This window comes from Bacteroides sp. LFL-34 (genome assembly GCF_027257075.1).
Classification (GTDB): domain Bacteria; phylum Bacteroidota; class Bacteroidia; order Bacteroidales; family Bacteroidaceae; genus Bacteroides; species Bacteroides ovatus.
The window spans coordinates 478,871-493,638 of sequence record NZ_JAPQKZ010000002.1 but is presented as its reverse complement, the minus strand read 5'-3'; the positions used below and the strand labels follow the sequence as shown (position 1 = coordinate 493,638).

8 protein-coding genes and 3 tRNA genes are annotated in these 14,768 nt (G+C 37.9%); 2 read left to right on the top strand and 9 right to left on the bottom strand.

The window, feature by feature from the left end:
• Positions 1-355: 355 nt before the first annotated feature.
• The 6 genes from N5O98_RS02250 to N5O98_RS02225 form a co-directional block, all read right to left on the bottom strand.
• Positions 356-429: transfer RNA gene (locus N5O98_RS02250), tRNA-Arg, on the bottom strand.
• 29 nt (positions 430-458) lie between these two features.
• Positions 459-532: transfer RNA gene (locus N5O98_RS02245), tRNA-Arg, on the bottom strand.
• A gap of 20 nt (positions 533-552) precedes the next feature.
• A tRNA-Arg gene (locus tag N5O98_RS02240) sits at positions 553-626 on the bottom strand.
• A 79-nt stretch (positions 627-705) separates the two neighbouring features.
• Positions 706-3,003: a patatin-like phospholipase family protein gene (locus tag N5O98_RS02235; RefSeq protein WP_004295962.1), complete on the bottom strand. Its 2,298-nt coding sequence runs from the start codon at positions 3,001-3,003 to the stop codon at positions 706-708.
• Between the two features lie 171 nt (positions 3,004-3,174).
• Entirely contained in the window at positions 3,175-5,220 is a 2,046-nt protein-coding gene (gene htpG, locus N5O98_RS02230) for a molecular chaperone HtpG (RefSeq protein ID WP_004306065.1), read from the bottom strand.
• Between the two features lie 134 nt (positions 5,221-5,354).
• On the bottom strand, positions 5,355-7,883 hold the full coding sequence (locus N5O98_RS02225; RefSeq protein WP_008775672.1) for an ATP-dependent Clp protease ATP-binding subunit: 2,529 nt from the start codon (positions 7,881-7,883) through the stop codon (positions 5,355-5,357).
• 356 nt (positions 7,884-8,239) lie between these two features.
• Here N5O98_RS02225 and gyrA point away from each other — a divergent pair, with 356 nt between their 5' ends.
• Together gyrA and N5O98_RS02215 are read left to right on the top strand one after the other, a co-directional pair.
• Positions 8,240-10,816, top strand: coding sequence for a DNA gyrase subunit A (gene gyrA, locus N5O98_RS02220; protein ID WP_004295965.1), 2,577 nt, complete (start codon positions 8,240-8,242; stop codon positions 10,814-10,816).
• Positions 10,817-10,848: 32 nt separating this feature from the next.
• A complete protein-coding gene (locus tag N5O98_RS02215; RefSeq protein ID WP_004295966.1) occupies positions 10,849-12,063 on the top strand; it encodes a tetratricopeptide repeat protein in 1,215 nt (404 codons plus the stop codon).
• Positions 12,064-12,304: 241 nt separating this feature from the next.
• Here N5O98_RS02215 and N5O98_RS02210 read toward each other — a convergent pair whose 3' ends face one another.
• The 3 genes from N5O98_RS02210 to N5O98_RS02200 all read right to left on the bottom strand — a co-directional run bounded on the left by N5O98_RS02210 (position 12,305) and on the right by N5O98_RS02200 (position 14,756).
• Positions 12,305-13,426, bottom strand: coding sequence for a universal stress protein (locus tag N5O98_RS02210; protein WP_004306068.1), 1,122 nt, complete (start codon positions 13,424-13,426; stop codon positions 12,305-12,307).
• A 77-nt stretch (positions 13,427-13,503) separates the two neighbouring features.
• Positions 13,504-13,794 carry a hypothetical protein gene (locus N5O98_RS02205; RefSeq protein WP_004295969.1) on the bottom strand — a complete coding sequence of 97 codons (291 nt, stop codon included), beginning with the start codon at positions 13,792-13,794 and terminating at the stop codon, positions 13,504-13,506.
• Positions 13,795-13,922: 128 nt separating this feature from the next.
• Positions 13,923-14,756 (bottom strand): tetratricopeptide repeat protein, encoded by an 834-nt coding sequence (locus N5O98_RS02200; protein WP_004310413.1) that lies wholly within the window; start codon positions 14,754-14,756, stop codon positions 13,923-13,925.
• Positions 14,757-14,768 lie beyond the last annotated feature (12 nt).

Genomic DNA, 14,768 nt, shown 5'->3' with positions numbered 1-14,768 from the left:
CACACCAATTGAAAAATACAGGGAACTGCTTCCTGACAGATGGGAAAAGGCTAATGACTAAAAAGGGATCATTAGCCTTTTTATTTTAATACACTATATAGAATCGCGGAGACGCTTACTTCCAAACAGGTGAAAAAGGCTGTGTAAGAGTTGCCCTTCACCCGTAAACGACTTATTTATAGGGAGCCCGGAAGAAAGGTGAAGGTGAAGAGGGAATTGAAAATAAAAGATATGAGGGGATGTATCGCTTGTTTATAATGACTGACTTTTGAATCTTTTTAGTTTAGTTATAGCTAATTTCTTCGATGAAATGGGAGAAAATAAAAATCCTCCGCATCAAATGCAGAGGATTTTGTGATCGCGACAGGATTCAAACCTGTAACCGGCTGATCCGTAGTCAGCTACTCTATTCAGTTGAGCTACGCGACCTCAAATAATATAACTTGTAAATTTTTCAGTGACCGCGACAGGATTCAAACCTGTAACCGGCTGATCCGTAGTCAGCTACTCTATTCAGTTGAGCTACGCGGCCATTCTGTTAATTCAAAAAAGTGATCGCGACAGGATTCAAACCTGTAACCGGCTGATCCGTAGTCAGCTACTCTATTCAGTTGAGCTACGCGACCGTTATTTTGTTTTAACGGGTGCAAAGATACGGACTTTTCCCGAATTAGCAAGCTTTTCACCGACTTTTTTTGTAGAAAATTATTCTATGAACCGATAATTGAATAGTTGTAAACCTATACTTAGTCCGACATTCCACTCCCTTTTCGGTGAGCTATAATGATTTACATATGCAGAGATATCTCCAAAAGGCAATTGACATACAACAGAAATTTCTCCTAAATATTCAAACTTGGAGAAAGCTTTTCCGTAATATGCTTTATTCAACGAGTTTTTTTCGATTGGATAAATAGGCATAAAACCATAAAATTCTCCCCGAAGATGGAACATCTGGCTTAAACGGTAAATAGGCCGAATGCCGGCTCCGACAAATTGATTGGCACGAAAGGCTTCGTTGTAAGTCAATTTGCTATGTAATGTAGGAGAAAACTCTCCAGCTTGCATCATTGTGGCCGTATAGTTCTCGGAGAAGTTTTTGGAGGCATACAGGGCTTTCAAATACCATCCTAAAACCCAATGTTCACTCATATTATGATATTTCTCTTTCATATAAGATAATTGCAGCCAGGAGTGATGATCTTTGTTGTTACTGGTCGTACTTCCTTCGCCCGGATAGAATCGTTCTTTTCCAACGAAAATCTGGGCTACAAGGGCTTCTCTGTATCCACGTGTAGGATATTGTTTGGAATTAAGAGTACTTCCATTAAAACTAATTGATCCACCAAATAAATCATAGCGGCTTTTATCAAATTTGTCATTTCCGAAGTCAATGACACTTTTTTGAAAATATTTATCCTCTATTCTTGCAATTCCTACTCCAAACTCTGCTCGCTTGCTCGAAAGGAAAGGTAATCCAACCTGTAATTTCAAGAAACGTTCGTCTTTCTGGTTAAAGGCCGGTTTGTTATTTCGCGAAAAAAGTTTGTCCTTCTTAAAATAGTCGAAAGTACTGATCGAACCTATAAGACGATACGAGGTAGGAATGGCAGTGGCAAAGTCTATTTTTGCCATAAATTGCACGTTGTTATATACCTTTCCAAGTTGCCCGTCAAGAATAAACTCTTTGGCATAGTAGTTTAAGTCCTGATAACTAAGTCCCAGGTAGATCTGATTCGAATTGGAGGTGGATATGTTACCTCCCAGCCGTACAGCAAAGTTGTTTTCCAGTTTGACTTTTAAATGCAGATCATAGGTGTCATCTTCCGGATTATAAATTGCATGCGGTATGATTTCTGAAATCATTTTATCTGATAGCAATCGAAAATAACCTTGCTTTAAATCTTCATAGGTGAATTCTTTGTTATCCGACTTATGAAATTCTTTCTTCATATATGCCTGTTGTTGTGGATTAGCTCCATCAATGATGATATTTTTAAAACGTAGTTCCGGGAAATTACTACGGTATACCATTCTCCTTAAACGAATATTGTCCAGATTCACACGCCGATGGATACGGCTTTTGATAGAATCCATCATGCTGATGGTTCGATTATATCCTATATCATGTAATTCGTCGATGCGTTGAAAATCCATCAGGTTGACGTTGTCATATTTGAATGTCATTAAAATCCCCATAGAGTCCGGAATAGAATAGTCGGTTTTCTGCATCACCATATTCTCAATTTGACTCATGAGGTCATTTTCCTTGGGTTTAGTGGGATTGGTGGATACAACGCTTCCTATAATGACATCCGGATGAAAATCATCTCTCATGACGTCCGTGGGAAAGTTATTATAGATACCTCCATCGTAGGCCAGTACATTGTCTATTTCAATGGGTTTAAACATGAAAGGGAAGCTCATGGAAGCTCTGACGGCATCTCCTAAATCTCCTTCCTTCATGACTAACTGTTTTTTATTGTACACATCGGACGCAATGCAACGGAAAGGAACAAAAAGTTTATCAAAATCTCCCTTACAAGCGGCCGTAGCACGTGCATATAGGTCAACAAACACGAGATTCATTTGAATCGGGTTGACAACACTGGTAGGCAGGAATTGAGGTTTTAAACTCTTCAGTGAATCTTTGAATGAAAAACGAATATTGAAAAATTCGGGAGTGGGAAGATTCTTTTTGAAATGATATACGTATTTCTCTTCCACTTCTCCGGAATACCATCGTTTAAAGTCCTCCGATTTGAGTAGTTCTACCATGTCATCAGGAGAGTATCCCATGGCATACAAGGAGCCGATAATGGCTCCCATGGAAGTACCAGCAATGTAGTCAATAGGGATGTTGTTTTCTTCCAATGCGCGAATGATGCCGATGTGCGTCATTCCTTTGGCGCCACCACCGCTTAATACAAGTCCTACTTTTTGGGCATGGATAGCCGGGATAATCAGCCATAAAGTAATGAACACTAAAAAAATCTTTCTCATAACCCAAATCAAACAATTGAATTTTTTGTCTATTAAGTGTTCAAATATATACAATACTTTTCAATTAATCGATATTTTGCCGATCGTTTTAAATTGAAAAAGAGCATTACAACGTGTATTTAACGTTGAATGCTCTTTCTTGAAGTATGTGTAATGTTTAAAGGGGCGATATTAAATCAGCTCAATGCTACGTTTTACGAAGTTATTCAAAGCTTCACCTCTTAACATATTGTTTTGAAGTAAGGCCAGATCGATAAGCTGGCGGATAACTTTGTTATTGCTTGCATAGCCGATAAAGATAGCTTCTTTCTTGCTTTTCAGATCATCCCACTTCTTGTCGAGATCGTTTAATTCATCTTTTTCAGCTGTTGGGATGTCTTCTTCCTTTTTATCCTTCTGTTTGTCTTTCAACTCATTACGTTGTTTGTTGACGTTATCCATTTCGGAGAGTATCGGAGCTACTTCTGCTTGACAGGCATTCTCTTCTTCATTCAATACTTGTTTTATCAACTTGTGGTCTGAATTCAGGATCAGATTGAACATGTCAGGCATTTCGCCGTAGAAGCTCATTCCGGCTTGAATATTTGCCATTTCTTTCATACGACGCATATATTCGCTTTGAGTAATCATGACCGGAGCCGAATTTTCTCCCAACGCTTGCGTCATCACATTGAATTCAACCTTATCCATTTTAGGCAATTGGCTCTTGAAGGCTGTTGTGATTGCATCTTGTTTGTTGGCTTCCAGAGTTTCACCTTTCTTGTCTTCTTTTACAATCAGATTGTCAACAACATCACTGTCTACACGGGTGAAACGGGATTTCTCAAGCTTTTGCTCCAACATACTTACCATAGCTACATCTAACTGGCCATCCATGAGCAAGACATTATAGCCTTTATTGGTTGCAGCCTCAATATAGCTGTATTGTTCGTCCTTGTTATTTGCATACAGATAGATTAGATTTCCATCTTTGTCTGTCTGGTTATCTTTAATAAGGGTCTGATATTCCTCGAATGTGTAATGTTTGTCATTTGTATCGGTGAAAAGGGCGAATTTTTGCGCTTTATCATAGAAATCCTCTTGTGTGAGCATTCCATAATTGATAAATATTTTCAAGTCGTTCCACTTTTCTTCAAACTGCTTACGATCATTCTTGAATATAGACTGTAAACGGTCGGAAACTTTCTTGGTGATATAAGTTGAAATCTTCTTCACGTTTGAGTCGCTTTGCAAGTATGAACGGGAAACGTTCAACGGAATATCCGGAGAATCTATTACTCCATGTAACAAAGTCAGAAAGTCTGGTACAATGCCTTCAACAGAGTCTGTTACATATACTTGATTGCAATATAACTGAATCTTGTTCTTATTTAATTCTATATTGCTCTTTACCTTCGGGAAGTAGAGAATACCAGTCAGATGGAATGGATAATCCACATTCAGGTGAATCCAGAAGAGTGGTTCATCAGACATCGGATATAGCTTGCTATAGAATGATTTGTAATCTTCATCCGAAAGTTCGCTAGGTTTGCGTGTCCACAAAGGAGTGGTATCATTGATTATATTATCTTCAGCCGTTTCTACCTGTTTGCCGTCTTTCCATTCTTTCTTTTTTCCAAATGCAATAGGAACAGGAAGGAAGCTGCAATATTTCTTCAGAAGTTCGGAGATACGTGCTTCTTCGAGGAATTCTTTGCAGTCGTCATCAATGTATAAGATGATATCTGATCCACGGTCGGCTTTTTCTATTTCTTCAATAGTGAATTCAGGGCTGCCATCACAAGTCCATTTTACGGCTTTTGCATCGTCTCTGTATGATTTAGTGATAATCTCCACTTTCTTTGCAACCATAAAGGCAGAGTAGAAGCCAAGTCCGAAATGTCCGATAATGGCATTTGCATCGTTCTTATACTTCTCCAGGAAGTCATTAGCTCCAGAGAAAGCTATTTGATTGATGTACTTCTCTATTTCTTCTGCAGTCAAACCGATACCACGGTCAGAAATGGTAATAGTATCTTTGCCTAATTCAACGTGAACAGTTAAGTCACCCAGTTCACCTTTGAATTCGCCAATAGAAGCAAGCGTATTCAGCTTCTGAGTGGCATCTACCGCATTGGATACTAACTCGCGCAGAAAAATTTCATGGTCACTGTACAAAAACTTTTTAATGATAGGGAAAATGTTTTCTGTTGTAACCCCAATATTACCTTTTTGCATAATACGTATATTTTTTTAGTTTATCTATTGATTAATTTTAATTGATATTTGTCCATACAGAGACAAAAAAAATGCCAGACCCGAAGGTCTGACATTATGGCATATTAAATTATTTTCTTATTCAGGAAATAACTCTATTCCGGAGAAACAACTTTCATCTCCAATTCGCCTTTTTCTTCATTAAGGGTTACTTGAATAGTATCTCCCTCTTTTAAAGACGAGGAAATGATGAGCTCGGATAAACCATCCTCCAGATAGGTTTGAATTGCGCGCTTCAAAGGACGGGCGCCATATTGTATGTCATATCCCTTGCTAGCGATGAATTCTTTCGCCTTATCTTCAATAACAAGCTTGTAACCAATAGATTCTATTCTATCGTACAATCCTTTTAGCTCTATGTCTATAATCTTTGTTATCGCTTCCAGAGAAAGTTGATCAAACGTGATAATCTCATCTACACGATTGATGAATTCAGGCGCGAATGATTTATTTAGAGCTTTTTGTATAACACTTCGCGAGAATTCTTTATCATCCAGGCGGCTTTGTGTCGCAAAACCAACACGACGTCCAAATTCTTTCAGTTGGCGGGTTCCGATATTGGAAGTCATGATAATAACGGTATTTTTGAAATCTACCATTCTGCCATAACTGTCAGTCAGACGACCCTCATCCATTACCTGAAGCAGGATATTGAATACATCCGGATGTGCTTTTTCTATTTCATCAAGCAATACAATAGAGTATGGTTTACGGCGCACTTTTTCTGTCAGCTGGCCACCTTCTTCATATCCTACGTATCCCGGAGGTGCCCCAACCAAGCGTGAAACAGTGAACTTTTCCATATATTCACTCATATCGATACGAATCAGTGCATCGGCAGAACCGAACATATACTTGGCCAACTCTTTTGCTAGGTGAGTTTTACCAACTCCTGTCGGACCTAAGAACATAAACGTGCCAATGGGCTTATTAGGATCTTTGAGTCCTACACGGCTTCGCAAAATGGCTTTGACCAGCTTTTCTATAGCTGTGTCTTGTGCGATGACTTTAGCTTGCAAATCTTCTTTCATACCTGCTAGCTTGATGCCTTCGGCCTGTGCCATTCGTTGTACTGGAATGCCTGACATCATTGAGATAACATTGGCAATTTCTTCTGCATCAACAGTTTGCCTGTTTTCTTTTAGATTGGCTTCCCATTCTTTTTTCATCTCATCCAATTGGATAGAAAGTTCTTTCTCTTTATCACGGAAGCTGGCTGCAAGTTCAAAATTCTGCGATTTTACGGCTTCATTTTTCTTGTTTTTAGCTTCTTCGATCAGCTTTTCCTGTTCTTCTATCTCTTTGGGTACATTGACATTAGTAAGATGTACACGTGAGCCGGCTTCATCTAAAGCATCAATGGCTTTATCAGGGAAATTACGATCTGTGATATAGCGGTCTGTCAGCTTGACACATGCTTCCAATGCTTCATCTGTATAATACACATTGTGATGATCTTCATACTTATCCTTGATATTACGCAAAATCTGCAGAGTTTCGGCAGCAGTAGTCGGTTCTACAATTACTTTTTGGAAACGACGTTCCAATGCGCCATCTTTCTCAATATTCTTACGATATTCATCAAGAGTGGTGGCACCGATACATTGTATTTCTCCTCTTGCCAATGCTGGCTTTAGCATATTGGCGGCATCCATAGAGCCTGCCGCAGAGCCTGCGCCTACAATCGTGTGAATTTCATCAATGAATAATATAACATTCGGATTCTTCTGCAATTCATTGAGAATGGAACGGATACGTTCTTCAAATTGTCCACGGTACTTTGTTCCTGCCACAACAGCAGTCATGTCAAGAGCAACGACTCGTTTATCAAACAGGATACGCGAAACCTTTTTCTGAATGATTCTCAATGCAAGACCTTCAACAATCGCTGATTTTCCTACACCGGGTTCACCAATCAGAATTGGGTTATTCTTTTTGCGTCGACTTAATATCTGCGCTAAACGTTCGATTTCTCTTTCTCTGCCCACAACAGGATCCAACCGTCCTTCTTCTGCCGCTTTTGTCATGTCAGTACCGAAATTGTCAAGTACCGGCGTATCATTAGACGGCTTCTTGGAAGCGGTTTGTGCCTGTTGGCGTTCATCCGAGCCACCTCTGCCGGAACGAGGAGAAGACATTTCTTCGTCATCCTCATCGTCTTCCGAAAAGCCCATGCCGGAATTGATATCCGGCTGCAATGTAGCTTGCTCCAGTACTTTCACGTAGTTTATATCGTTTGCTTCAAGTACGGAAGCCGCCATATTGTTTTTTTCTCTTAAAATAGCCAATAATACATGTTCTGTATCAGCGATGTTACTTTTCATTCCACGAGCTTCTAAAATACACATTTTTAATATCTTTGCCGCATCATTAGATAACGGCACCTCTGCATCAGGCAATAACATTTCATCAGCTTCTGCCTTCAGCTGAGCTTCAATCTGTTGCTTTATAGCAGCCAGATTGGTGTTGAGTTTAGACAATATCTCGATAGCTTTTCCTTCACCGTCACGGAGTATTCCCAGAAGCAGGTGTTCGGGACCTATATACCTACTTCTCAACCGATTCGCTTCTTCCTTACTATAGACGATAATGTCGGAAACTCTTTGTGAGAATTGATTATTCATACTTTTTCCTTTTCTTCTAAGGGTTATTCACTGGCAAATATACGCATTTAATCAAGTTTGTATTGCAATATTTGCTTTATTTCTTATATCTACAAATGGCGTGCCATAAAAACAGTGTATTTGTATTATATATATAAGGTATAACAAATAATAGGCTCTTTTTTACCGATGTTATTTATCTTTCCATATTATATTTATCGTTTTTATCTTTTTATTTTTGTATTTTAAAGTTTGGCGGGTTATCGTCCCGGTCATGATAAAACTTTCTTTCTAAAAACTTTCGTATATCGGGGAAAAGTAGTACTTTAGCGTGGTTTTTCACAAACCGTAGAATGTATAATTAATAATCATTTTAAATGCTTGAACAAGACAGAATTATAAAGATTAACATCGAGGAGGAAATGAAGTCATCGTACATTGACTACTCCATGTCGGTCATCGTTTCGCGTGCCCTTCCGGATGTTAGAGATGGATTTAAGCCTGTTCACCGTAGAATTTTATACGGAATGATGGAATTAGGCAATACTTCAGACAAACCTTATAAAAAGTCAGCGAGAATCGTGGGTGAGGTACTTGGTAAGTATCATCCTCATGGGGATTCTTCTGTTTATTTTGCAATGGTACGTATGGCGCAGGAATGGGCAATGCGTTATCCTTTGGTAGATGGACAGGGAAACTTTGGTTCTGTGGATGGTGATAGCCCTGCTGCTATGCGTTATACAGAAGCTCGTCTCAATAAGTTGGGTGAAGCAATGATGGATGACCTGTATAAGGAAACCGTTGATTTTGAGCCAAACTTTGATAATACGCTGGTGGAACCTAAGGTGATGCCGACGCGTATCCCGAACCTTCTGGTGAACGGAGCATCCGGTATTGCTGTTGGTATGGCTACCAATATGCCTCCTCATAATCTTTCGGAAGTGATTGAAGCATGTGATGCATATATTGATAATCCGGAAATTACGGTAGAGGAACTGATGGAATTTGTTAAAGCACCGGATTTCCCTACTGGCGGATATATATATGGTGTGAGTGGTGTACGCGAAGCATATTTGACAGGTCGCGGACGTGTAATTATGCGTGCGAAAGCTGAAATTGAAAGCGGACAAACACATGACAAGATCGTAATAACAGAGATTCCTTATAATGTAAATAAGGCCGAACTGATTAAATATATTGCTGATCTTGTAAATGATAAGAAGATAGAAGGTATCTCAAATGCCAACGATGAGTCTGACCGTGATGGTATGCGTATTGTTATTGACATAAAACGTGATGCAAATGCAAGTGTAGTGTTGAATAAACTCTATAAAATGACAGCTTTGCAGACCTCTTTTGGTGTTAACAATGTGGCTTTGGTTCATGGACGTCCAAAAACGTTGAATCTAAGAGATTTAATTAAATATTTCATAGAGCATAGACACGAAGTTGTTATTCGTCGTACTCAGTTCGATCTTCGTAAGGCGAAAGAGCGTGCGCACATTCTTGAAGGTTTGATTATTGCTTCAGATAATATTGATGAAGTAATTCGTATCATTCGTGCTGCAAAAACTCCGAATGACGCAATAACAGGCTTGATTGAGCGATTTAACCTGACAGAAATTCAGGCTCGTGCAATTGTAGAAATGCGTTTGCGTCAGTTAACCGGTCTGATGCAGGATCAGCTTCATGCGGAATACGAAGAAATAATGAAGCAGATAGCTTATTTGGAAAGTATTCTGGCTGATGATGAAGTATGTCGTCGGGTAATGAAAGAGGAATTGTTAGAAGTCAAAGCGAAATATGGAGATGTACGTCGCTCTGAAATTGTTTATTCTTCAGAAGAATTTAATCCGGAAGACTTCTATGCAGATGATCAGATGATTATTACAATTTCTCATATGGGTTATATTAAACGTACACCGTTGACCGAATTCCGTGCACAAAATCGTGGTGGAGTAGGTTCGAAAGGTACGGAAACCCGTGATGAAGACTTTGTAGAGCATATTTATCCTGCTACCATGCACAATACCATGATGTTCTTTACACAAAAGGGTAAGTGTTATTGGCTGAAAGTATATGAAATACCTGAAGGAACGAAGAATTCTAAGGGCCGTGCTATTCAGAACTTGTTGAATATTGATTCGGATGATAATGTAACTGCATACTTGCGTGTGAAGAGTTTAGAGGATTCCGAGTTTATCAATAGCCACTATGTATTATTCTGTACTAAGAAAGGTGTAATAAAGAAGACATTGCTTGAACAGTATTCTCGTCCTCGTCAGAATGGTGTAAATGCTATAACTATCCGCGAAGATGATAGCGTAATTGAAGTTCGTATGACGAATGGAAATAATGAAATCATCATTGCAAACCGCAATGGTCGTGCAATTCGTTTCCATGAGGCAGCAGTTCGTGTAATGGGACGTACAGCAACAGGTGTACGTGGTATTACGTTGGATAATGATGGTCAGGATGAAGTAGTAGGAATGATTTGTATCAAAGATTTGGAGACAGAATCTGTAATGGTAGTTTCCGAACAAGGATATGGTAAACGTTCTGAAATTGAAGACTATCGTAAAACGAACCGTGGAGGTAAGGGTGTGAAGACCATGAATATTACCGAAAAGACAGGTAAGTTGGTAACAATCAAGTCGGTAACCGATGAAAATGACTTGATGATTATCAATAAGTCTGGTATCACTATTCGTTTGAAGGTAGCGGATGTTCGTATAATGGGCCGTGCTACTCAAGGCGTTCGTCTGATAAATCTTGAAAAACGTAACGACCAGATTGGTTCGGTATGTAAGGTTATGACAGAAAGTCTTGAAGATGAAATTCCGGCAGAAGAGGCAGAGGGTACAATCGTGAGTGATCCGAATGCTGATGTTCCTGATATTGATGATGCAGCGGACGTAAATGAAAACGAAAGCAATAACGAAATTGAGGAATAGACATAATATTAATAATTAATCAAACAACAATCATGAAAAGAGTATTATTTTCTATGGTTTTATTGATGGCTGTTAGCTTCTCATTCGCTCAGATGAAGAATGTGAAGGAAGCAAAGAGTATGGCTAATGACGTAAAACCTAATTTTAAGCAGGCTGAACAGCTTATTAAGGAGGCTATGAAGAATCCTGAAACGAAGGATCTTGCTGACACATGGGACGTTGCTGGATTTATTCAGAGACGTATCAACGAGGAGCAAATGAAAAATGCTTTTTTGAAGAAACCGTATGATACATTGAAAGTATACAATAGTATTCTGAAAATGTATGAGTACTATAATAAGTGTGATGAATTAGCGGAAATACCTAATGAAAAGGGAAAAGTTAAAAACAAATATCGGAAGGCTAATGCTTCCAGTATGTTGGCTGAACGTCCTAATTTGATTAATGGTGGTATTCAGTATTTCAACCTGGACAAGAATAAAGAGGCTTTGAAGTTCTTTGCAACCTATGTAGAGTCAGCTTCTTATCCGATGTTAGCTGATAAAGAATTGGCTAAAAACGATACTCTTCTTCCGCAAATTGCTTATTATGCAACATTAGCTGCTGATAGAGTAGGTGATAAAGATGCGATCATTAAATATGCTCCTATGGCTTTATCCGATAAAGATGGAGGTAAATTTGCAATGCAATTGATGGCTGATGCTTATAAAGCTAAAGGTGATACTGCTGCATGGATTAAGTCTTTGGAAGAGGGTATCCTTAAGTTCCCTGGAAATGATTATTTCTTCGCTAATTTGGTTGATTATTATAATAGCTCTAATCAAGCTTCTAAAGCTATGGAGTTTGCTGATAGAATGTTAGCTAATGATCCGAATAACAAGTTGTATTTGTATGTAAAAGCATATCTTTATCATAATATGAAAGAATATGATAATGCAATCGAATACTACAAAAAAGCTATTGCTGCTGATCCGGAATATGCAGAAGCATACTCTAATGTAGGTTTGGTATATTTGATGAAAGCACAGGATTATGCTGATAAAGCAACAACAGATATCAATGATCCTAAGTACGCTGAAGCACAAGCTGTGGTTAAGAAATTCTACGAAGAAGCTAAACCATTCTATGAAAAAGCCAGAGCTTTAAAACCCGATCAACAAGATTTATGGTTGCAAGGTCTTTACAGAGTTTACTATAACTTGAATATGGGACCTGAATTCGAAGAAATCGATAAGATGATGAAGTAAGATCGTTTTCTGAAAAAATATAAGAAGGCTATTAGAAATAGTAGTCTTCTTTTTTTTATTCAATAGTTTAAAGTAGTAATTGAAAAATCTTATATTTGATATGGACTTGAGTGGAACAGGTAAATTTCTTCATTTAAATAAAAATAGAAAAAGGAGTAAGGTCATTATATTACTCCTTTTTCTATTAAACATAATAAGTATTATTCCCTAATCTTGGATGCTCATTTTTTGCCTGATTTGATCAGCTGTTAATAACAAGCAATGGTGTATCTGAATGGAAAATCATTTTTCTGGCAATACTTGGATTAAATAATCGAGCAAATATATTCCTTTTGTAAGAAGTCAAAGTGATTATATCTATATGATTATCTTTGATATACTGATCAAGTCCTTTTAATAAATTATCATTCATCACTACGTCATAATGAATTTCAAGCCCCGGATATTGCTTGTGAAAATATTCTTTTATACCTGCTAGTTTTATTTCATTCCAGGTATCTTTAGAATCTGTAAGGTGTATCAAAGATACAGAAAAATGGAATGATTTCCAAGTATTAAAGAATGCCTCGAAAGCAATTAGATCTCTTTGATCAAAATTGGTAATAAAGGCAATCCGTTTTGCTTCACTAAACTGTTTAAATGGTGTATTTTCCGGAATAGCCAATACAGCCGTGCGACTCCTGTCAATAACTTCAGCGGTTACACTGCCAATTAAATCAATGTCTTTCTGATTTTTGCCTCGGGTACCCATAATGATAACCATAGGACGCTGTTCTTTAGCATATCTTAAGATTTCCTCCTCTGGAATACCTTCACGTAAGATGCAGCTATATTTAACGTTGGGAAATTCGCCTGATGCAACTTTTTCTTTTATCTTCTCTGATAAAGCATTGAGATCAGAATGGACTTTTTGGATAATCGTTTTTACAGATTCTTCATCTCCAATCTGGTAATTGAAAACATCCCCATAAGGCAACGACGATGCATAAATAGGCGTGAAATAGACATGCAACAGGATGACTTCTGCATTTTCTGTTTTTGCCAGGTTGAATGCAAATTCACATGCTTTCATCGAATAATTAGAGAAGTCGACGGGAATTAAAATCTTATTTGATTTATCTTTTACTTTGGGCTCCTTCTCTCCCACTATACTTTCAGACAGCCATGTAGAACTTTCTGTTATTTTCAAAGCACGTGGCAGATCGCTTTCTTTAATTCGTAAACGCACTCCCGATGAAACAACCGGTTGTATTTGATTAACGTTATGAATGTAGGTTTCTATACCTTCATTTTCCAAGACATTCTTTAAGATCTGCGCTTTGGTGTATGTCAGAATGGCCAGGGTTACTAATTTGTCTTCCATAAATGTACATTTTATAAGGTGAAAACAAATAAGAAATCCCAATTGTTTGATTCAATTGGGATTCAGTTTGTTATATTTTAAACTTGCACAGATTCGGTAGCCTGTTCTTTTTGCATACTCATATTCAATTCATCTAGGATTTTTAAAGCCCGATCAAGAACGGTCGTGTCATCCAACATTACAAGCCCACCATCTGGACCGGGCTCAAGATGTATTCCGACGCTTTTTCCCTCCTTGAAATTGTGTCCTCCGAAGAAGTTTCGCACTGTATCTACGTGCAAACCAAGTTCGTCTGCTATTCTATGCATGCTACCGCTAGGCAATGAATCTTTAATTTTACGAAGTTCATTAAACGTTATTGTTCTCATGTCTCATAAATTTAATGGTTAATACTATGTGATTTTTTTATCACGCTATAAACTTAAGCAAAAAAAAAGATAAAACAAATTATTTGCTTATCTTTTTTTCTTGAATATATAAAATCTATTAATGACCTTTATATCACCTCGATAGCAGAAGCAGGTACCCACCCGACTTTTCCATCTTCCAGTCGAATTTCTTTCCATTCTTTCATAGAGTTGTCTTTGACACTTACCTTTCTCCCTTCATGGAGAATAAACAAGCTAGTCCCACTCTCACTTGGAGTACTTCGTACTGTTACACTCGGATTCATTACTATCGCCTCACTTCGATTAACCAAATGCTCTTTTTGTTGCGAAGCAAAAAGATTAGAGCAAACAGTGACAATCAGCAAAATGATTCCTGATATGAATCCTATTTTCTTTAACATAATCTGTTTGGAGAATATAAAGAAATAGAAAGCGATAATCAATAGAATAAAGGAGACAATACCCCATGTGGCCCATGCATCTACACTCATACTATTTGTCAGAGATTTGATCCATGAAACAAAGAATACTTCAGGAACAGGTTCAACCTTATCTATTGTTTTTGCACGTGCCACTTCAAGATTAGCACGGATGTCACCATTTCCTGGTTGTAATAGCAGAGCACGCTCATAATTTAAAACAGCTTTCGCTATCTCCCCTATTTTATAATAACTATTTCCCAGATTGTAATAGACGTCGGCAGCTTCTCCATTTTTCAGTAATGCTTCATATATCTGAATAGCTGCTGCATAATCTTCTTTTATATATGCGGAATCTCCTTCAGCTTTTGTTGCATCTTCCAGTGTATTACTGGAAAATGTGGTATGCGAAGCGTGGATAGAATCAACTCCATTCGTTTGTCTAGTATCAATGCTTAACGAATCTTGTCCGAAACAAGTAAGCGACATTGATAATAATATAAAAAATAATATCCTTTTCATGACATAATCTCT

Bases quoted from the DNA above. Each gene is read 5' to 3' on its own strand.
- N5O98_RS02225 (WP_008775672.1), bottom strand. From the start codon at position 7,883: ATGAATAATCAATTCTCACAAAGAGTTTCCGACATTATCGTCTATAGT.
- N5O98_RS02235 (WP_004295962.1), bottom strand. From the start codon at position 3,003: ATGAGAAAGATTTTTTTAGTGTTCATTACTTTATGGCTGATTATCCCG.
- N5O98_RS02205 (WP_004295969.1), bottom strand. From the start codon at position 13,794: ATGAGAACAATAACGTTTAATGAACTTCGTAAAATTAAAGATTCATTG.
- gyrA (WP_004295965.1), top strand. From the start codon at position 8,240: ATGCTTGAACAAGACAGAATTATAAAGATTAACATCGAGGAGGAAATG.
- N5O98_RS02200 (WP_004310413.1), bottom strand. From the start codon at position 14,756: ATGAAAAGGATATTATTTTTTATATTATTATCAATGTCGCTTACTTGT.
- N5O98_RS02215 (WP_004295966.1), top strand. From the start codon at position 10,849: ATGAAAAGAGTATTATTTTCTATGGTTTTATTGATGGCTGTTAGCTTC.
- N5O98_RS02210 (WP_004306068.1), bottom strand. From the start codon at position 13,426: ATGGAAGACAAATTAGTAACCCTGGCCATTCTGACATACACCAAAGCG.
- htpG (WP_004306065.1), bottom strand. From the start codon at position 5,220: ATGCAAAAAGGTAATATTGGGGTTACAACAGAAAACATTTTCCCTATC.